Here is an 18,468-nt window from a genome sequence, read left to right as displayed (position 1 = left end):
ATGAAAGCCATGATTCTCGCCGCAGGCAAGGGCACGCGCGTCCGTCCGCTCACCTATGACTTGCCAAAACCCATGATCCCGATTCTGGGCAAACCCGTGATGGCCTACCTGATCGAACACCTCAAGAAAAATGGCGTGTCCGAAATCATGGTCAACGTCAGCTGGCTGCACGAAAAAATCGAAGAGTATTTCGGCGAAGGCGAGCAGTTCGGCGTCCAGATCGGTTATTCCTTCGAAGGCTATACGAAGGACGACGGCGAAATCGTCCCGGAACCGATCGGCTCGGCCGGCGGCATGAAGAAAATCCAGGAATTCGGCGGCTTCTTCGACGACACCACCGTCGTGCTGTGCGGCGACGCCCTGATCGACCTCGACCTCAAGGCCGCGCTGCTGGAACACCGCCGCAAGGGCGCGATGGCCACCGTCATCACCAAGGAAGTTCCATGGGACAAGGTGTCGTCCTATGGCGTGGTGGTCTCGGACGAGCAGGGCCGCATCCTGGAATTCCAGGAGAAACCAAGCCAGCAAGAAGCGAAGTCCAACTTCATTTCAACCGGCATCTATATCTTCGAGCCGGAGGTCATCGACCTGATTCCGTCGGGCGTGCCGTTCGACATCGGTTCCGAGCTGTTCCCGCTGCTGGCCGAGCGCGGCCTGCCGTTCTATGCCCAGGGCCGCCCGTTCAACTGGCTCGACATCGGCACCATGGGCGACTACTGGGAAGTGCTGCAGTCGGTCATCACCGGCGAAGTCAACAATATGGATGTGCCGGGCATCCAGATCAAGCCGGGCGTCTGGGTCGGCCTGAACACCAGCATCGACTGGGAGGGGACGACCATCGAGGGACCCGTCTACATCGGCTCCGGGGTAAAAGTGGAGGCCGGCGCCCGCATCGTGGGCCCGACCTGGATCGGCCATGGCAGCCATATCTGCGAAGGCGCCGAGATCGTGCGCAGCGTGCTGTTCGAGTACACCCGCGTGTTGCATGATGTAACATTGAATGAAATGATTGTCTTTAAGGAATATAGTGTCGACCGAAAAGGCGAAATGAAGCACGCCTCCGAGTATTCCTCGCAGGAGTGGCTCAATGCACGCGACCGTCGCCGCTCCCGGCGCGAAGAAGTCGCGGATCAGAATACCAACGAGTCAGAGAAAGAGAAAGTCAGCGCATGAAGATCTATCCAGTCATCCTCTCCGGCGGCGCCGGCACCCGCCTGTGGCCCCTGTCGCGCAAGGTCTTGCCGAAGCAGTTGCTGCCGCTGGTGGCCGACAAGACCATGCTGCAGGAAACCGCCATGCGCGTGGCCGGCTGGCCGGAGATGATGGCGCCGCTCGTGGTGTGCGGCAATGACCACCGGTTTATGGTGGCTGAGCAATTGCGTGAAGTGGGCATCACGCCGCTGGGCATCCTGCTCGAGCCGGTCGGTCGCAACACGGCGCCGGCCGTGGCCGCCGCCGCCCACCATCTGCAGCAGATCGACCCAGAGGCCGTGATGCTGGTGCTGCCGGCCGACCACGTGATCGAGAACGGCGAAGCCTTCCGTGAAGCGGTCGACCGCGCCACCCGCCTGGTGGCCAAGGGCGCCCTGGCCACCTTCGGCATCGTTCCCAAGACCCCGGAAACCGGCTACGGCTACATCCGCCGCGGCGAAGCGGTGGACGAGTGCGGCGAATGCTACAAGGTGGCGCGCTTCGTCGAGAAGCCGGATGCCGCAACGGCCGAAGGCTTCCTGGCCGAGGGCGGCTACTACTGGAACAGCGGCATGTTCATGTTCGCCGCCGCACGTTATCTCGAAGAGCTTGAGCGGCACGCCCCGGCCATCGCCGGCGCCGCCAGCCAGGCCATGCACGCGGCCTACCGCGACCTCGATTTCTGCCGCCTCGACGAAAACGCATTCTCGGCCTGCCCGTCGGATTCGATCGACTACGCGGTGATGGAACACACCCGCGACGCCGCCGTGGTGCCGGCCGATATCGGCTGGAACGACGTCGGTTCGTGGTCGGCCCTGTGGGAAACCCAGGCCAAGGATGCCAACGGCAATGCCCAGCGCGGCGACGTCTACCTCGACGGCGTCAAGAATTCGCTGGTGCGCGCCGAAAGCCGCATCGTGGCGGTGGTGGGCCTGGAAGACGTGGTCGTGGTCGAGACCCAGGATGCGGTGCTGGTCACCTGCAAAACCGCGGTGCAGCGCGTCAAGCAGGTGGTCGAACACCTGGCCTCCAAGGAACGCACCGAGCACCTGCACCACACCCGCGTCTACCGTCCATGGGGCCACTACGAGGGCATCGATGCGGGCGACCGTTTCCAGGTCAAGCGCATCACGGTCAAGCCGGGCGAGAAGCTGTCGCTGCAGATGCACCACCACCGCGCCGAGCACTGGGTCGTGGTGTCGGGCACCGCGCGCGTGACGTGCGGCGACACGGTCAGCCTGCTGTCCGAGAACGAATCGACCTATATCCCGATCGGCATGAACCACCGTCTGGAAAACCCGGGCAAGCTGCCGCTGCACATCATCGAGGTGCAATCGGGCAGCTACCTGGGCGAGGACGACATCGTGCGCTTCGAGGACATCTACAAGCGCGCGTAACAGAGAGCTTCCAGGCCCGCTCCCGGCAGCGGGCCTGGAACTTGTCCTGCGACGGCCAGTCTGACGTTGCATGAACAAGATCCTGGCACGGGGCGGGGCGGCCGCCATCCTTGTTGCAGCCGTGGGCATGGCGGCATCGCCGGCGGCGGCGCAGACCGCTACGCGCTTGCTCGATCCCAGCCTGCAGGGCCAGCTCGAACGCTGGCTCGGCGCAGGCCCCCTCTATCTCGAGAACCTCTATACGCGGCAGCCGGGCGACGACTCGCTCGACTTTCACGCCGCTGCGGATGGGCGCGGCAGCAACTTCACCCTGATGCGCGTCGCCAACGATGCCGGCGACAGCTGGATCGTGGGTGGCTACAATCCGCGCAGCTGGTCTTCCACGGCCGGCTGGCACGTGTCCGAGTTCGACTGGCAACGCACCGGCTTCCTGTTCAACTACACCGATCCGGCCGTCTACCGCCAGCTGTTGCTCGATAACGTCCTGCCCAGCCAGGGCGCGCGCCAGACCTATAACTGGCCCGATCACGGTCCCACCTTCGGCGCCGGGCCCGACCTCTTCGTCGACAACCAGCTCACCACCTCCATTTCCTGGCAACTCAGCTATGGCGACCCTGGCTTCGAAGGCCGCAGCATCATCGACGGCACCTTTGGCGGCCAGTTCAGGCGGGTCGAGGCGCTCGAGACCTATGCCATTTCACTGGTGCCCGAGCCACCCGCTCATGCGCTGCTGGCCGGCGGACTTGGCGTGATCTGCTGGGCCGCGCGGCGCCGCCAGCGCTGACTTTCACGTCGTTGATTCCCTGCGGCAACCCAACTCAGTGTAGTTGAGTTTCCGCTAAGCTAGAAATTACCCATCCGGGCTAATTTCTAGTCATCATGTTGTCAATATCCGCATTTACTATCATTCTGCTAATAGAAACAGCAGGCACATCTTGTGCGATAACTAATGGGGAATCAATGACCACCTTTGCAACTTCCACGCCGCGGCGTACGCTGCTGGCGACCCTGGTCGCCGGCCTTGCCGCGGGCGCGCCGGCCCATGCCGCCGACGTCGTCATCAACCAGCTGTATGCCCACTCGCACAGCACATCGAGCAACTTCGGTCACGATTTCGTCGAGCTGTTTAACCGTGGCAGTGCGCCGGTGAGCCTGGACGGCATGCGCGTGCAATACCAGTCGGCAAATGGCAGCAGCTGGAGCAGCGTCACCCCATTGCCGGCGGTCACGCTGGCCCCGGGCCAGTACTTCCTGCTGCGCGGCGCGCGCGACCAGGGCAAAAACCCGATCGAGAACTTCGACGTCCAGGCGCCGAGCTTCAATATGGCGGGCGGGACCGGCAAGGTCGCGATCAGCGACGGCACCCGCATCCTCGACCTGATTGGCTACGGCAGCGCCAACCTGTCCGAAGGCGCGCCGGCGCCGTCGCCGACGCTCGAGCAGTCGCTCCAGCGCGCCGCAGCCGGTTGCCAGGACAGCGACGACAACCGCGCCGACTTCGTGCTGGCGCCAGTGGCCGGCCCGCGCACTACCACATCGCCCTTGCAGGCCTGCGGCGACACCGGTCCGGCGCCCAAGCCGATCGTGCTGGCCTGCCCGGCCACGGTGCAGGTCGAGCAGGGCCGTGGCGGGTCGGCGCTGCTGTCGGCGATCGATGGCGATGCCATCGTCAACCGTGCCGGCATCGTGTCGGGCGGCGTCGCCGGCATCACCCTCGGCGGCTTCACCCCGGCCGCTGCCGCCGGCGGCAAGGCCGAGGCGCGCCTCGAGATCGCCGCCACCCTGGCCGGCGGCCGCTATCCGGTGCAGGTCGAGTTCGGTAACGATGCCGGCGAGACCGAGCGCTGCACGGTCGACGTCGCCGTTGCCGGCCTGTTGACCATTCCGCAGATCCAGGGCTCCGGCGACACCAGCCCCTACGCCAACACCGTGCAGACCGCACGCGGCGTGATTACCGCCAAGGTCGACGGTGGCTTCTTCATCCAGGATCCACAGGGCGATGGCGATCCGACGACCTCGGACGGCATCTATGTCTACGGTCTCGATACCGCACATGCGGTCGGCACCCTGGTCAGCGTGACCGGCCAGGTGGTCGAGTTCCGCCCCAACGGCGCCGGCCGCACCTATACCGAGTTCAAGGACGTCACCAATATCACCGCGCTGGGGGCCGGTCCGGCCATCGTGCCGACCAATATCACGCTGCCCGGCACCGACCTGGCCAGCGTGGAAGGCATGCTGGTGCGCTTCACCAATACGCTCACCGTCAACGGCAACGGCGACCTGGCCAACCGCGGCGAGCTGACCCTGTCCAACGGCCGCCGCGAGCAGCCGACCAGCCGCTATCCGCAGGGCTCGGCCGAAGCAGAAGCGCTTTATCGCGAGCATATGGCCAACCGCATCGTGCTGGACGACGGCCTGTTCCGCGCTCCGGCCGCCATGCCTTACCTGGCCGAGGACGGCACCGTGCGGGCCGGCGACACGATCGACAACCTGACCGGCGTGATCGACTTCGGCTCCACCGGCGCCAGCAGCGGCGCCAGCACCGGCTTCAAGCTGCAGCCGACCGAAGCCCCGGTCATCGTGCGCGCCAACGAGCGCCCGGCGGCGCCGGTGCTGCCGGAGGGCGTCAAGGTCGCGGCCGCCAACGTGCTGAACTTCTTCACCACCTTCACCAATGGCGGCGATGCCTGGGGCAGGTCGGGACAGGGGTGCAAGTTGGGCGACAGCACATCCGCCGGCAATTGCCGCGGCGCCGACAATGCGGCCGAGTTCGTCCGCCAGCGCGACAAGATCGTCGCCTCGCTGGCCGCGCTGAATGCCGACGTGGTCGGCCTGATGGAGATCCAGAACAACGGCGACATCGCGGCCAAGTACCTGGTCGACGAGATCAACCGCGTCACCGCGCCGGGCACCTACGCCGTGGTGCCGGCGCCGGTCGGACTGGGCACCGATGCGATCCGCGTCGCCATGATCTACAAGCCCTCCAGGCTGACCCTGGTAGGGGGCGCGCTGTCCGATCCGCACGAGATCAACAGCCGTCCGCCGATGGCGCAGACCTTCATGGCCGGCAACGGCGGCAAATTCTCCGTCATCGCCAACCACCTGAAATCGAAGGGCTGCGGCGGCGCCAGCGGCGGCGATGCCGACCAGGGCTACGGCCAGGGCTGCTATGACGCCACCCGGGTCCAGCAAGCCCAGCGCCTGACCAGCTTCTTCATCCCGCAAGTGGTCGCGGCGGCGAAGGATCCGGACGTGCTGGTGCTGGGCGACTTGAATTCCTACGCTTTCGAGCGCCCGATCAACCATCTGACGGGCGCGGCCGGCATGGTCAATGTGATCGAGCGTTTCGTGCGTCCGCACGCGATGCCGTACTCCTATGTGTTCAACGGCCTGGCCGGCTCGCTCGACCATGTCCTGGCAAGCAGCTCGCTGGCGCCGCAGGTGGTGGGCGCGTCCGAGTGGCACAACAATGCGGATGAGCCGAAGGACATCGACTACAACATCGAGAGCACCGGCACCGACGTCTACCGCAAGAACGCCTACCGCGCCTCGGACCACGATCCGCTGGTGGTCAGCCTGAACCTGAGCGGTTCGTTCAATGACGTCACCGCATCGAGCAAGATCGTGATCGGCGGCTTCAGCATCAACCGTGCGACGGGCAAGACCACCGGCAATGTCACGATCACCAACACGAGCGCCAGGGCGCTGGCCGGTCCGCTGCACCTGGTGCTGCAGGGCCTGCCGGACGGGATCACGCTCGACAATCCGGCCGGCATGCACGCAGGCGCGCCGTACCTGACCTTGCCTCAGGCGGCCATCGCCCCGGGCGCCACGGTCACCGTCACGACCGCGTTCACCAACGGCGCCAAACGCAACTTCACCTATACGCCGCAGCTGGTCTCCGGCGCGTTCTAAAGGAAATGAACATGTCTAACTTTGCATCCCTGCTGTTCCGCGCACTGCTGGCGCTGTCGATCGCGATCGGCGCGCCGGCCGCGCTGGCCGGACCGATCTACCGTGTTTCGCTCGATACCTCGGCCCTGGCCGGTACCGTCGGCTATCTCGACCTGGGCCTGAACGGCCCGCTGGACGCGGCGCCGACGGTGGCCCGCCTCGGCAATTTCAGCGGCGCCTTCCTGGAGGGTGACATGCGGTCCGGCGACGTCGGCGGCGACGTCGTGAACGGCATCGTGCTGCGCAGCGGCCCGGAATGGAATTTCTTCGACCAGCTGGTCACCTTCGGCGGCCTGTTCAGCTTCGACGTCGAATTCGACCTCGGCGAGGGCGCCAACGGCAACCTGTTCAGCGTGGCCTTCGTCGATGACGCCCTGAATTACCTGGGCGCCGCCGGCAATGTGATCGAGATGAACCTGGTCGCGGGCCAGAGCGTCGAGCTGCAACTGGTGGATGGCGCGTTTGCCGGCGTGGCCGAGGTGCCGGAACCGGGGGCCTGGCTGCTGCTCGCGAGCGGCCTGTTCCTGCTGGTGACGACGCGCCGCCTGGCGCAGCGCTGATCCCTGATCATCACCCCGGATCAGGACTGGGACAGGCGGGCCTCGAGCGCGGCACGGCGCTGGGCATCGATGCGCCAGGCCTCCGCATTGCCGTCGATGATGCGCAGGCTGGCGCAGCCCTCGGCGGCGCAGTCGGGCACCGGCATCGTGGCCGGGGCGATGGCAGGGACGACCGAGGCCGCTGCCGCAATCGCCCGATCGGCGCCTGGCGCCGTCTCCGGTACTGCGGCCGGGGCCTGCGCATTGGCGATCACGGTGGCGGACGCCGTCTCGACGGTCGTGTCGACGTCGTATTGGCCGCCGCAGGCAGCCAGGAAGGGCGTGAGGGAGAGGGCGGTAAGGATGCGCAGGAAGGTCATGTGATCTCGGACAAGCTCGTCTGTAACGAGCCATTGTAGTGAGTAATTTTTCCTACGCTCAATTTTTTACATTTGCGAACGTCCAATTCTGCATTCGATGAAAACAGGATGCGCGACGTTCAGGCTTCTTGCCTGCAAATGAGAAATATATCCTTATAGAAATTAAAGATGGTCTGAAGTAACAGTGTAGGCCTTGGACTGTTCCGTAAGCTCCACGCAACAGCCGGGTCGACACATTTGGTAACAGTGAGTCAATGCGATCCGCTTGACCAGTCATATCGTGCGCGCGAAGATGGCGGCATGAAAAAACTCCTCCTCACCCTCCTCTTCGGCGTGACCGCCGCCTGCACCACCCAGGCCCACGATCCCGCCTCGCCGCCCGTGAAAGAGGGCGCACCGCCGGTCGTTGCGCTCCAGCCCGGCGCCACCGTCTCCGAGATCAAGCGCCTGATCGGCACGCCCGCCTGCAGCGACAATGCGCAGTGCCGTTCGCTTCCGGTCGGCGCGCTGGCCTGCGGCGGCCCGCAGGAATACCTGCCGTACTCGACCGCGCAGACCGACGAAAAAGCCTTGCTGGCCCTGGCCGAGCGCTCGAAGACCGAACGCCAGGCCGAGATCCAGCGTACCGGCGAAATGTCGATCTGCATCCACCGCCCCGATCCGGGCGCCGTCTGCGTCGCCGGCGTTTGCCAGCTCGGTTCGCCCGCAGCCTGATTCGCTTCATTTCCATTCAAAACGACAAAGCGCGCCGAGGCGCGCTTTGTCTATTTACTGCTTGCCACTCACCGCTTACACGCCGACGTCCCTTTCCTTGACGCGCTGCGGACGCTCGGCTTTCGGCACCGGCTGGTTGGTCTCGACCTGCAGCACGGTGGTCGAGCCGACCGTGCCGCTGGCGTCCAGCAGGCGCACGGCGCCCAGGAAGCGCTTGCCGGTCGGCAGGCCGGACCAGCTTACCGCGACCGTCGCCTTGCCGCCGGCATACACGGTGGCCGGCACCATGGCGCGCAGGTTGCCGCCCTTGTCGCTGGTGTTGACGACCACCGCATGCAGGCCATACGAGGTGGCGCCGCCGGACGCGGTGCTGTAGCCCAGCGTGCAGACCTTGTAATTGCCTGCCGGCGGCGCCGCCAGCGCGATCGTCTCGTCCGAGCCGTAGGTAGCCGAGTAGGCGACCAGCTGGCCGGCCGCGTTCACCATCACGAGGTCGAGGTCGTCGCCGCCATTGCCGCTGGTATCGCGGTCGAACAGCTCGAACTGCGCCGCCATGGTGTCGGCGGTGAAGGTCACCGGCAGCACGCGGGTGCCGTACAGGCCGCGGTGGCAGGCGTCGGCCATCAGGGCCAGCGTGTCGAGGCTGCCATCCGGCGCCGGGGCGATCGTGTTGGCGGTGCGCACGATTTCCTTCAGGCCGCCGACGGTCGATCCCATCTTGCCGGCGAAGCCGGTGCTGATGCTCATGGCCTTGCTGCCGCTGGCGCGGTCGCTCGAGATGAACGCCGGGGCGATGATCAGCTTGCCGGAACGGGCCACGATCGGGCTGCGCACGGTGTGGCCGCCGCCGGTCCAGGTCAGCGTGCCATATTGCCAGGCGTTCTCGGGCGCATTGGTACGGGTCAGGGTCACCGTGAACGACTTGGTCTGGCCAGGCTCGATCGCCAGCGTGGCAGGCGACACCACGGCGCTATAGCCCGGCACCGAGATCTGCGAGCTGAAGCTCGAGGTGCTGGCGCTGACATTGGTCACGGTGCGGGTGATCTTCAACGAGCCGAGCACGTTGCCGACGGCGATCGACGGCAGGTTCAGCTCGTAGCCGGGGATCTGGCCACCCGCGCACTGGCTCGCCACCCCGGCGCCGCACAGGTATTTGCGGTAGTCGGCTTCGCCGATGTCATAGACCAGGCCCGGATCGAGGGCCGCGGTCGGGTTGACATGGCCGGCGCCCTGCGCGAACGGCAGGATGCCGCGCAGATCGCCCTGCTGGGTATCCGGGAAGGTGTCGGTCGCGGTGGTCATCAGCGCCGACTTGATCATCGCCGGCGTCCAGCTCGGGTATTTCTGGCGCAGCAGGGCGGAGATGCCGGCCACGTGCGGGGCCGACATCGAGGTGCCCTGCAGCGATACGAACTCGACCGGCGGCACCAGGGTGCCGTTGACGATGTCGTCATGCTGCTCTTGGGTCAGGCCCGGCGTGCCGCCGGCGATGATGTCCACGCCCGGCGCGGTGACGTCGGGCTTGAGCACGTTGGCGTCGGCACGGTTCGGGCCGCGCGACGAGAAGCTGGCCATGATCGGGGCGTTCAGCTTCGAGGTGCCGACCACGAACTTGCTGATCGCGGCGGTGGCGTTGGCCGCACTCGCGGCCGCATAGCTGCGGATCGCCTGGCCGTCGGCCTGGGTCACGTGCACCGACGGCACCGAGTGCATGTCGGCCACCAGGCCGGCGCCGTTGTCGACCTGGATCATGCCGACGCCCCCGGCCTCGCGCACCGCGCGGCTCTTGTCGACGCGGTCGTTCTCGCCACGGTTGCAGATCACGACCTTGCCGGCCACCTTGGCCGGGTCGAGCACGGCCTGGCCGCCGTTGAAGGAGGCGCTGTAGCAGAAGGCCAGACGGGCGGCGTTGGCGCCCGGCAGGCCAACCGCCGAAGCGTCGACCAGCTCCTCGGACGGCAGCGGTTGGGTGTTCATCGATGCGCCGGTGTATTTCTGACCATTGCCCAGGGTGACGGTCGCCTGGAATTCGCGGTTATGGGTCGAGGCGCCGACGGTGGTGTGCCACGGGCTGATGTGGGCCACCTGGTTGCCCGGGCCGTCGTTGCCGGCCGAGGCCACGGCCACGACGCCGGCATTGGCGGCGCCGAAGAACGCTTGCTCGACCGGGTCGGTGAGGCTGGTGCCGCCGCTGATCGAGAAGTTAATCACGTGGACGCCGTCGGCGACTGCCTTTTCGATCGCGGCCACGCTGTCGCCGACGAAGCAGCTGTTGCGGCGGCCGATCGTCACGCTCGGGTCGACGTAGGTCCAGCAGACCTTGTATGAAGCGATGCGCGCGCGCGGGGCCACGCCCGACATCTCGCCGATGTCGACGCCGGCCATGGTCACGTCCACGCCGTAGTTGCCGCCGGCGGTGGTCGAGGTGTGGGTGCCGTGGCTACCCTCGCCAACGTCGCCGCCGAGCGAGTCGCGCGGCGAGGAGCGGAACTCGCTCCAGTGGGTGGTGCGCCCGGTGCTCAGGTAGACGCTGTCGAAGTATTGCGCGCCGATCAGCTTGTTGTTGCAGTGGGCGGTGGTGAAGCCTTCGCCGGTCTGGCAGTCGCCCTGCCAGCGCGCCGGCGGCGCCGAGTAGGCCAGGCTGCCGCTGTTGTCGTGGGTCGGCTTGCCGTTGGCGTCCACGCGGTCGGCGTAGGACGTGTGTTCGGGCCAGATGCCGCCGTCGACGATACCGATGATGACGTCCTCGCCAGCCTCGGTCACGCCGCCGAGCTTGGACCAGGCGCCGTTCGGGCCGGTCAGCTTGAGGAAGTCGCGGGTCGAGACAGTGGTCAGTTCGCGCGGCACGTCGGGCGTGACGGCCAGCACGTCGCCGCGGGCGACCAGGGCGCGCACTTCGGCATCGGTCAGCATGGCCGAGAAGCCGTTGAGCACCACCTTGTAGTCGTGCACGACGGGGGCGCCGCCGATGGCGGCGCGCACGGCGGCTTTCTTCTGCGCCAGGTAGCCGCTGTAGAGCTGGACGCTGGCGCTGTCCAGGTCGAGGCGCTGGCCGGGGCGTGGCTGGGTGGCGGCAAGGCCATTGACGCCGCCGTCATAGGAGGCGATCGGTTTGTCGGTCAATTGGACGACATAGGGGCGGCGTACGTCGTCGGCCTGGACTGCCAGCGACAGGCCGGACAGTGCGAACAGGATGGCTGCGGAAATTGGGCGGAGTTTCATGGATGCGTGTCCTTGGGTTCTGCGAGATTCGGCTGGGTCGGGCGGTGCGGTCAGGCCTGGCGGCGGCGGGCGCGGGCGGCGAGGCCGGCAAAGCCGAGGCCGAACAGCGCGAGCGTGGCCGGCTCAGGCACCTCGGCCAGGGCGTCTTCGAGCACCAGGTTGTCGATCGCGAACTGGCCGCGGTTCGAATTGAATGCCGAGCAATTACCGGCGGCATTGCAGGTAAAGCCGAACATCGCCACGCTCACGAAAGCGGTGTTGGCGAAGGTCTCGAATGGGGTGTAGCGGCCGAATTCGAAGCCGCTCGATCCGGGGCCGTCGAGCAGCAGGTCTTGCAGCAGATAGGTGCCGTCGGCCAGGAAACCCTGCATGCGCAGGATGCCCGAGATCGCCGGATAGCCGCCCAGCGCAGCGTCCAGGCCGATGAAGCTTGCGTCGAGCGACTTCATCATGAAGGAAGCGCCGGCGCTCGCGGACGAAAGCCAGACGATGCTGTCGTTGAGGGCGCCGTAATAGCCGCCGTCGCCATTGACCGGGCAGGCCATCGCGACGCAGAAACCCGGATCGCTGGAGTCGGCGATCATGCCGACCAGGCTCCCGACATCGGCCGGGTCATACGCCTCCGTGCGCATGTTGTAGCCGCTTTCCTGCCAGGTATCGCCACTGCCGAACAGCATGCCCGCGCCACTGTCGAACGTGATGTTTGCAGCCTGGACGGGTGCGGCAATCGCCGCCGCGCCGAGCGCGGCAGCTGCAAGCTTGGCCAGGGGACTGGTCAGGGAGGGTAATGCCATCTGCGATTTCCGAGTCATGATTTGCCTTTGTGGTTGGGAGTTCTCTCGCCAGGGTACGGCGGGGCACAGCGTTTCGCACCTGAGGTTCAGGTTGCTAAGAAATATATCAATGGAAGTAATAAAAGTGTAAAAAAGTTTAACAAGCAATATTTTGACTTTTCGCAACTTGCGCTAATTAAATTTGGTTTTCTCTATGACCAATCATTGTTTCCCACCTTTTTTCATCTGTTTGAAATATGCATCATTGCATTTCAGAAATATTGTCATAGTCGTTCAATTGCGATAGGCGTGCGAAAGGGTGGTGCTTTTTTGAAAAGAACAGTTGTCGCAGCGCTCAGCAGCGTGTTACCTTTCACGGGCAGGATTTCAAAGAAGCAATCTAGGAGTCGCTTGATGGTTTTTGCTATGAAACAGGGCGCCGTCGTCCGTCGCGGGCGTGGCGCGGGCTTCACGCTGCTGGAGCTGCTGGTGGTGATCGTCATCATCGGCCTGCTTGCCGCCTATGTCGGACCCAAGTACTTCTCGCAGCTGGGCAAATCCGAAGTCACCGCCGCCCGCGCCCAAATCGACGCCTTCGACAAGACGCTCGATACCTACCGGCTCGATGTCGGGCGCTATCCGACCACCGAAGAGGGCCTGGCCGCCCTGATGACGGCGCCGCCGAGCGCCGGCGCCAAGTGGAACGGCCCCTACCTGAAGAAGGCGATTCCGCCCGATCCATGGGGCAATCCATACCAGTACCGGGCGCCCGGCGCCCGTGGCGACTATGAGGTGCTGTCCCTTGGCAAGGATGGGCAGCCGGGCGGGACTGGCGACAACGCCGATATCAGTTCCAACTGAGCACGTCGACCCGAGCACCTCGAACTGAACGTATCCATTTCGCTTCACCCCAACCTGGCCGGGCATCCCATGCAGTTCGCCGTTCGCACCCTTGCGCCCGATATGTCGATCTCGAACGTCGTCGTCGATGCGCTCGACGCCCAGGACGCGCGCCGCCAGGTCGAGGCGCGCGGCCTGTTCGTCAGCGCCGTCGAACCGGCGCGCGGGGCGGCGCTGGCGCGTCCCAAAGGCGGCAAGCTCTCCCTCGTGCTGTTCAGCCAGGAGCTGCTGGCGCTGCTCAATGCGGGCCTCGGCATCGTCGAAAGCCTCGAGGCCCTGCTCGAGAAGGAAGGCTCGCCGTCCACGCGCGGCGTGCTGGAACGGCTGCTGGGCGGCCTGCGCGAAGGCAAGCGCTTTTCCAGCGTGCTGGCGGCGCAGCCGGCCTTGTTCCCGCCTCTGTACGTCGGCATCGTGCGCGCCGCCGAAGGCACCAGCGACCTGCCACGCGCGCTGGCGCGCTACATCGACTACCAGCAGCGCATCGACACCGTGCGCTCGAAGATCGTCAGCGCCTCGATCTATCCGGTGATCCTGTTGATGGTCGGCGGCGGCGTCAGCGCCTTCCTGATCGGCTACGTGGTGCCGAAGTTCGCCGAGGTGTACCACGGCGCCGGCCGCGACCTGCCGTGGATGTCGCAGCTGCTGCTGGACTGGGGCCAGTTCGCGGCCGGCCACGGCACGGCGATCCTGGTCGCCGCGGCGCTGCTGGTGGCGGGCCTGGTCGCCGGCGTGCGCCATTTGCTGCGCAGCGGCGGCATGGCGCGCCTGCTGGCCCGCCTGCCGGGCATCGGCGAGCGGGTCCGCGTGTATGAGCTGTCGCGCCTGTACCTGACGCTGGGCATGCTGACCGAGGGCGGCATCACCATCGTCGGCGCGATCGAGACCGTGCAGCCGATGGTGTCGAGCCACCTGGCCCGCAACCTGGCCGCGGCGCGCGCCGCGATCGAGGCCGGCCAGCCGCTGTCGAACGCCTTCGAGGCGCACGGCTTGACCACGCCGATCTCGCTGCGCATGCTGCGCGTGGGCGAGCGCACCGGCGAGATGGGGCCGATGCTGACCCAGTCGGCCGCCTTCTACGACGGCGAGATCGGGCGCTGGATCGACCGCTTCACGCGCACCTTCGAGCCGCTGCTGATGGCCGCCATCGGCCTGGTGGTGGGCGCCATCGTGGTGCTGCTGTACATGCCGATCTTCGACCTGGCGGGAGACATGTCGTGAGCGCGGAACCCTTCGACACGGCGCTGCTGGCGCGCGCGCGGGCGGCCGCCGCCGTCTCGCGGCGCGGCCTGGTGGCCGAACTGGAAGCCCTGAGCGGGCGCGATCCGCGCGAACTGGTGCGCGAGCTGGCGGCGCCCTTCGGCCTGCCGGTGATGGAGACCGGCGCCATGCTGGCGCTGTCCCCGGCCTTCGACCTGCTGCCGCTGGCCCAGGCCCTGTCGCGCCACTGCGCGCTGCTGCGCCACCCCGACGGCCGCCTGACCGGGGTGCTGGCCGATCCCTTCGACCTCGACCTGCAGACCTGGCTCGGGGCCCAGGCGCGCGCCAGCGCCAGGCAACCACTGGAATTGTGCCTGGCGCTGCAATCGGACATCCAGGCCTATCTGTCGAAGCAGGAAGAGTCGGCGCGCGCCGTCGACTCGCTGGTGGGCGGCGCCCAGGACGCGCGGCGCGACGGCAAGTCCGGCACCGTGCTGTCGTTCGCCTCGGTATCGGAAGCAGGCAGCCCGGCCGTCAAGCTGGTCAACTCGACGCTGTACGATGCGCTCAAGGCCGGCGCCTCGGACATCCACCTGGAGAGCACCGCCGGCGGGCTGGCCGTCAAATACCGGGTCGACGGCGTGCTCGATCACGCCGCCACCGTGGGCGGCATCGAGCTGGCCGAGCACATCATCTCGCGCCTGAAGGTGCTGGCCGAACTCGACATCGCCGAGCGCCGCGTGCCGCAGGACGGCAGCTTCCGGGTCGAGGCGGGCGGGCGCGACATCGACCTGCGGGTCTCGATCATGCCCAGCATCCACGGCGAGGACGCGGTGATCCGTATCCTCGACAAGCGCGCCATGATCGAGGCCTATGGCGCGCTCACGCTGGAGGCGCTGGGCTTCGATGCGCCTTCGCTGGTCACCCTGCGCCACCTGGCCCAGGAGGCCTATGGGATGCTGCTGGTGACCGGCCCCACCGGCTCGGGCAAGACCACGACCCTGTATGCGGCGCTGACCGAGATCCATAACGGCCGCGAAAAGATCATTACCATCGAGGACCCGGTGGAGTACCAGCTGCCGGGAATCCTGCAGATTCCGGTGAACGAAAAGAAGGGCCTGACCTTCGCCAAGGGCCTGCGTTCGATCCTGCGCCACGACCCTGATAAAATCATGGTGGGCGAGATCCGCGACCGCGAGACCGCCGAGATCGCGGTGCAGTCGGCCCTGACCGGCCACCTCGTGCTCACGACCGTCCACGCCAACAATGTGTTCGACGTGTTCGGCCGCTTCACCCACATGGGCATCGATCCGTATGCCTTCGTCTCGGCCCTGAACGGCATCTGGGCCCAGCGCCTGATCCGCATGTGCTGCCCGCGCTGCGCCGAGCGCTACGAACCGGACGCGCATGAACTGGCCTCGGTGCGCCTGACGCGCGAAGAAACGGCGGACTACGTCTTCATGCGCGGCAAGGGTTGCGGCGACTGCCGCGGCACCGGCTACAAGGGCCGCCGCTCGATCGCCGAGATTCTGACCCTGAACGACGAGATCCGCGAACTGATCGTCGACAAGCAGCCGATCCGCCGCATCAAGGCCGCGGCCCACGCCAACGGCACCCGCAGCCTGCGCCTGGCGGCGCTCGACCTGGTGCGGCGCGGCGCCACCACGATCGACGAGATCAAGCGGGTGACACTGCATGCGTAGACTGAATTTTTCGCCGCCGCTGCCGCGCTTGGGCCAGGCCCTGCGCCTGGGCGTGGCCGCCAACGGCCTGGCCCTGGTCAAGACCAGCCGCCTGTTCGGCGGCGCGCCGCTGGCCTTGTCGGAGCAGCCGCTCGACCTGTTCGCCCCCGACGCGCTGGCGCCCGGGCTGCGCATGCTGCTGTCCGACCTGCCGGTCAAGGGCTGGCCGGTGAGCGTGGTGCTGGCCGACGAGCTGGTGCGCCTGTGGCAGGTGCCGCCGCCGCCGGGCGCGACCCGCATGGGCGACCTCGAGGCGGCCGCCGCGCTGCGTTTCCAGCACCTGTTCGGGGCGTCCGGCGCGGACTGGAAGATCAGCGCGGACTGGGATGCCGTCGATCCCTTCCTGGCCGCGGCTGCGCCAGTGGCCTTGCTCGACGCGCTGGCGGCGGCCGCCGGGGAACATGGCTTCCACCTGGTCGAGATCAGCCCGCAATTCGTCGCCGCCATGAACGCCTGGCGCCGCGAGCGGCGAAGCGGGGCCTGGTTCGGCCTGGTCCATGGGGGCGTGCTGTCGCTGGCGGCCTATGAGGGCCGCAAGCTGGCGGCGGTGAGGAGCGCCCCGATCCCCGCGGGGGCCGACCGCGACTGGCTCGAATCCCATATTGCGCGCGAAGCGCTGCGGGTCGGGATCGCCCGGCCCGAGCTCCTGCAGTTGAGCGGCGCCGCGCCAAGCGCCTGGGCCAGCAGCCCGGGGCGGCTGAAATTCGCCTGCAGCCTGCTCGAGCAGCTTGATGAGTGGTCGGAACTGGCGCGGCTGGCGCGCACGGGAGTAGCAGCATGAGGCGCACCCGCATCGATTTCGCGCCGCCCGGCCTGCGCCGCACGCTGTTCCGCGCGCCACCGACCCTGATCTATGCCGTGCCGGGCGTGCTGGCGCTGTGCATCCCGGCGCTGTTCATGACGCAGCGCTACGTCGAGCAGCAGGAAGAAGTGCGCGACTTGCAGGCCGCGCTGGCCAGGCGCAGCGCGCCGGCGCCCGTGGCCGCGCCGCCGGTCGCGAGGATCGCGGTGTCGCCGACCCAGGCCGGCGCCGTCAATGCCGCCATCCTGCAACTGAACCTGCCGTGGCGCGACCTGGCCGCGGCGCTGGGCGAAGCCACGCCGAACACGATCGCGCTGCTGGCGCTGGAACCGGACGCCAAGCGGCGCACGGTACGCATCAGCGCCGAGGCGCGCTCGAGCGACGAGATGCTGGCCTATATCACGCGCCTGCAGGCCGAGGAATGGTTCAGCAGCGTGGTGCTGCTGCGCCACGAGGTGATGGAACAGGATCCGAACCGCCCGCTGCGGTTCCAGGTGAGCGTACAGTGGGAGGCCGCATGAAGACGGGCGCATCGCTGCTGCGCGCGCGCCTGCTGCTGGCGCGCATCGACCCGCTGGTGGCCCTGGTGCTGGCGCTGCTGCTGGCCGGCGCCGCGGCCCAGGTGGCGCTGGTGCCGGCGCGCGCGCAATTGAACGAGGAATACGAGGCGGCGCGCCTGGCGGCGCGCACGCCGCTCCCGCCGCAGCCCGCGCCGGCGGCGCAGCCGCCCAGCAGCGACCAGAACCTGCAGCACTTCTATGCGACCCTGGGCGAGCGCCGCGGCGTGGAGCGCCAGTTGAAGGAGGTGTTCGCGCTGGCCGAGCGCCACGGCCTGACGCTGCGCCAGGGAGAGTATCGGGCCACCAACGATCGCAACGCCAGGCTGGTCGCCTACCAGATCAACCTGCCGGTGAAGGGCAGCTATGGCGCGATCTGGGAATTCGCGATGGACGTGCTGCGCGCGATACCGCACGCCTCGCTGGACGACGTGGCCTTCCGCCGCGACAGCGTGGGCGAGGCCGGGGTCGAGGCGCGCCTGCGCCTGACCTTCTATCTCACGGAAGGAAGCAAGTCATGAAGCCGCGCCACATTGCCCTGGGCGTGGCGCTGGTGCTGGCCGCCGGCCTGGTCGTCTTTGGCGACAAGGCGCCAGAGACGGAACTGGCCGAGCCGGTCGAACGCGCGACAGCCACGACGGCCACGACGGCCACCGAGCCGGCGCGCAGCGTCGCGCCATCCGTCAGGAAATCCGGCGACGACGTCGCCATCGCGCGCCTGATCCCGCGCGAGACCTTGATCGGCGCCAGCGGCGACCGTTTCGGGGAAGGAGAAAATAGCCTGTTCGCGCGCCATGACTGGACGCCGCCGCCGCCGCCGCCATCGAACGAGCCGCCGCCGCCGCCACCGCCGCCGAGCGCGCCGCCGCTGCCGTTCACCTATATCGGCAAGTCGCTGCAGGACGGCGTGTGGCAGATCTACCTGGCGCGCGGCGAACGCACCTATCTCGTGAACGATGGCGACACCATCGACGGCATCTACCGCGTGGACGCGATCCGCCCACCGGTGCTGACCCTGACCTACCTGCCGCTGGAACAACGACAGCAGCTCAATATTGGAGTATTCGACTGATGGTGCGAACCCGGATTCAAGGCCTTGC

Annotated in this window: 16 protein-coding genes; 13 read left to right on the top strand and 3 right to left on the bottom strand. The window is 67.1% G+C overall.

Annotated elements, in window-relative coordinates:
• The 5 genes from DIR46_RS05640 to DIR46_RS05620 all read left to right on the top strand — a co-directional run bounded on the left by DIR46_RS05640 (position 1) and on the right by DIR46_RS05620 (position 7,102).
• A complete protein-coding gene (locus DIR46_RS05640) occupies positions 1 to 1,173 on the top strand; it encodes a nucleotidyltransferase family protein (protein ID WP_109344362.1) in 1,173 nt (390 codons plus the stop codon).
• The gene (locus DIR46_RS05635; protein ID WP_109344361.1) at positions 1,170 to 2,588 is read left to right on the top strand and encodes a mannose-1-phosphate guanylyltransferase/mannose-6-phosphate isomerase; all 1,419 of its coding nucleotides are present in this window, start codon (positions 1,170 to 1,172) and stop codon (positions 2,586 to 2,588) included. Before DIR46_RS05640 ends, DIR46_RS05635 begins: the two co-directional genes overlap by 4 nt.
• 70 nt (positions 2,589 to 2,658) lie before the next feature.
• On the top strand, positions 2,659 to 3,372 hold the full coding sequence (locus DIR46_RS05630) for a PEP_CTERM-anchored TLD domain-containing protein (protein ID WP_109344360.1): 714 nt from the start codon (positions 2,659 to 2,661) through the stop codon (positions 3,370 to 3,372).
• A 176-nt stretch (positions 3,373 to 3,548) separates the two neighbouring features.
• Positions 3,549 to 6,503, top strand: a complete 2,955-nt coding sequence (locus DIR46_RS05625) for an ExeM/NucH family extracellular endonuclease (RefSeq protein ID WP_109344359.1) — start codon at positions 3,549 to 3,551, stop codon at positions 6,501 to 6,503.
• Between the two features lie 11 nt (positions 6,504 to 6,514).
• Entirely contained in the window at positions 6,515 to 7,102 is a 588-nt protein-coding gene (locus DIR46_RS05620) for an NF038129 family PEP-CTERM protein (protein ID WP_109347918.1), read from the top strand.
• 20 nt (positions 7,103 to 7,122) lie between these two features.
• Here the strand turns inward: DIR46_RS05620 and DIR46_RS05615 are convergent, their stop codons facing one another.
• Positions 7,123 to 7,461, bottom strand: coding sequence for a hypothetical protein (locus tag DIR46_RS05615; RefSeq protein ID WP_109344358.1), 339 nt, complete (start codon positions 7,459 to 7,461; stop codon positions 7,123 to 7,125).
• Positions 7,462 to 7,761: 300 nt separating this feature from the next.
• On the opposite strand from DIR46_RS05615, the gene DIR46_RS05610 reads away from it, so the two are divergent.
• A complete protein-coding gene (locus DIR46_RS05610; protein ID WP_109344357.1) occupies positions 7,762 to 8,175 on the top strand; it encodes a hypothetical protein in 414 nt (137 codons plus the stop codon).
• A gap of 75 nt (positions 8,176 to 8,250) precedes the next feature.
• Here DIR46_RS05610 and DIR46_RS05605 read toward each other — a convergent pair whose 3' ends face one another.
• Positions 8,251 to 11,397 (bottom strand): S8 family serine peptidase, encoded by a 3,147-nt coding sequence (locus DIR46_RS05605; RefSeq protein WP_109344356.1) that lies wholly within the window; start codon positions 11,395 to 11,397, stop codon positions 8,251 to 8,253.
• 50 nt (positions 11,398 to 11,447) lie between these two features.
• Positions 11,448 to 12,191: an NF038120 family PEP-CTERM protein gene (locus DIR46_RS05600; protein ID WP_205289078.1), complete on the bottom strand. Its 744-nt coding sequence runs from the start codon at positions 12,189 to 12,191 to the stop codon at positions 11,448 to 11,450.
• A 393-nt stretch (positions 12,192 to 12,584) separates the two neighbouring features.
• On the opposite strand from DIR46_RS05600, the gene gspG reads away from it, so the two are divergent.
• From gspG to DIR46_RS05565, 7 genes are all read left to right on the top strand, one after another.
• Positions 12,585 to 13,031, top strand: coding sequence for a type II secretion system major pseudopilin GspG (gspG, locus tag DIR46_RS05595; protein WP_109344354.1), 447 nt, complete (start codon positions 12,585 to 12,587; stop codon positions 13,029 to 13,031).
• A 69-nt stretch (positions 13,032 to 13,100) separates the two neighbouring features.
• Positions 13,101 to 14,288 carry a type II secretion system F family protein gene (locus DIR46_RS05590; RefSeq protein ID WP_109344353.1) on the top strand — a complete coding sequence of 396 codons (1,188 nt, stop codon included), beginning with the start codon at positions 13,101 to 13,103 and terminating at the stop codon, positions 14,286 to 14,288.
• On the top strand, positions 14,285 to 15,970 hold the full coding sequence (locus DIR46_RS05585; RefSeq protein WP_109344352.1) for a GspE/PulE family protein: 1,686 nt from the start codon (positions 14,285 to 14,287) through the stop codon (positions 15,968 to 15,970). Before DIR46_RS05590 ends, DIR46_RS05585 begins: the two co-directional genes overlap by 4 nt.
• The gene (locus DIR46_RS05580; RefSeq protein ID WP_229446506.1) at positions 15,963 to 16,790 is read left to right on the top strand and encodes a hypothetical protein; all 828 of its coding nucleotides are present in this window, start codon (positions 15,963 to 15,965) and stop codon (positions 16,788 to 16,790) included. The genes DIR46_RS05585 and DIR46_RS05580 overlap by 8 nt, the downstream gene beginning before the upstream one ends.
• Complete coding sequence (locus tag DIR46_RS05575; protein WP_109344351.1) at positions 16,787 to 17,332, top strand: PilN domain-containing protein; 546 nt, start codon at positions 16,787 to 16,789, stop codon at positions 17,330 to 17,332. The genes DIR46_RS05580 and DIR46_RS05575 overlap by 4 nt, the downstream gene beginning before the upstream one ends.
• Entirely contained in the window at positions 17,329 to 17,889 is a 561-nt protein-coding gene (locus DIR46_RS05570; RefSeq protein ID WP_109344350.1) for a hypothetical protein, read from the top strand. The genes DIR46_RS05575 and DIR46_RS05570 overlap by 4 nt, the downstream gene beginning before the upstream one ends.
• Complete coding sequence (locus DIR46_RS05565; protein WP_109344349.1) at positions 17,886 to 18,440, top strand: hypothetical protein; 555 nt, start codon at positions 17,886 to 17,888, stop codon at positions 18,438 to 18,440. The genes DIR46_RS05570 and DIR46_RS05565 overlap by 4 nt, the downstream gene beginning before the upstream one ends.
• The last annotated feature ends 28 nt before the right edge of the window (positions 18,441 to 18,468 follow it).

The organism is Massilia oculi (genome assembly GCF_003143515.1).
GTDB classification, from domain to species: domain Bacteria; phylum Pseudomonadota; class Gammaproteobacteria; order Burkholderiales; family Burkholderiaceae_D; genus Telluria; species Telluria oculi.
The sequence above is the reverse complement of the archived record's forward strand: the minus strand, read 5'-3'. Positions and strand labels throughout refer to the sequence as shown.

Coding starts and splice junctions, on each gene's coding strand:
- DIR46_RS05640 (WP_109344362.1), top strand. CDS start 1: ATGAAAGCCATGATTCTCGCCGCAGGCAAGGGCACGCGCGTCCGTCCG.
- DIR46_RS05635 (WP_109344361.1), top strand. CDS start 1,170: ATGAAGATCTATCCAGTCATCCTCTCCGGCGGCGCCGGCACCCGCCTG.
- DIR46_RS05630 (WP_109344360.1), top strand. CDS start 2,659: ATGAACAAGATCCTGGCACGGGGCGGGGCGGCCGCCATCCTTGTTGCA.
- DIR46_RS05625 (WP_109344359.1), top strand. CDS start 3,549: ATGACCACCTTTGCAACTTCCACGCCGCGGCGTACGCTGCTGGCGACC.
- DIR46_RS05620 (WP_109347918.1), top strand. CDS start 6,515: ATGTCTAACTTTGCATCCCTGCTGTTCCGCGCACTGCTGGCGCTGTCG.
- DIR46_RS05615 (WP_109344358.1), bottom strand. CDS start 7,461: ATGACCTTCCTGCGCATCCTTACCGCCCTCTCCCTCACGCCCTTCCTG.
- DIR46_RS05610 (WP_109344357.1), top strand. CDS start 7,762: ATGAAAAAACTCCTCCTCACCCTCCTCTTCGGCGTGACCGCCGCCTGC.
- DIR46_RS05605 (WP_109344356.1), bottom strand. CDS start 11,397: ATGAAACTCCGCCCAATTTCCGCAGCCATCCTGTTCGCACTGTCCGGC.
- DIR46_RS05600 (WP_205289078.1), bottom strand. CDS start 12,191: ATGGCATTACCCTCCCTGACCAGTCCCCTGGCCAAGCTTGCAGCTGCC.
- gspG (WP_109344354.1), top strand. CDS start 12,585: ATGGTTTTTGCTATGAAACAGGGCGCCGTCGTCCGTCGCGGGCGTGGC.
- DIR46_RS05590 (WP_109344353.1), top strand. CDS start 13,101: ATGCAGTTCGCCGTTCGCACCCTTGCGCCCGATATGTCGATCTCGAAC.
- DIR46_RS05580 (WP_229446506.1), top strand. CDS start 15,963: ATGCGTAGACTGAATTTTTCGCCGCCGCTGCCGCGCTTGGGCCAGGCC.
- DIR46_RS05575 (WP_109344351.1), top strand. CDS start 16,787: ATGAGGCGCACCCGCATCGATTTCGCGCCGCCCGGCCTGCGCCGCACG.
- DIR46_RS05570 (WP_109344350.1), top strand. CDS start 17,329: ATGAAGACGGGCGCATCGCTGCTGCGCGCGCGCCTGCTGCTGGCGCGC.
- DIR46_RS05565 (WP_109344349.1), top strand. CDS start 17,886: ATGAAGCCGCGCCACATTGCCCTGGGCGTGGCGCTGGTGCTGGCCGCC.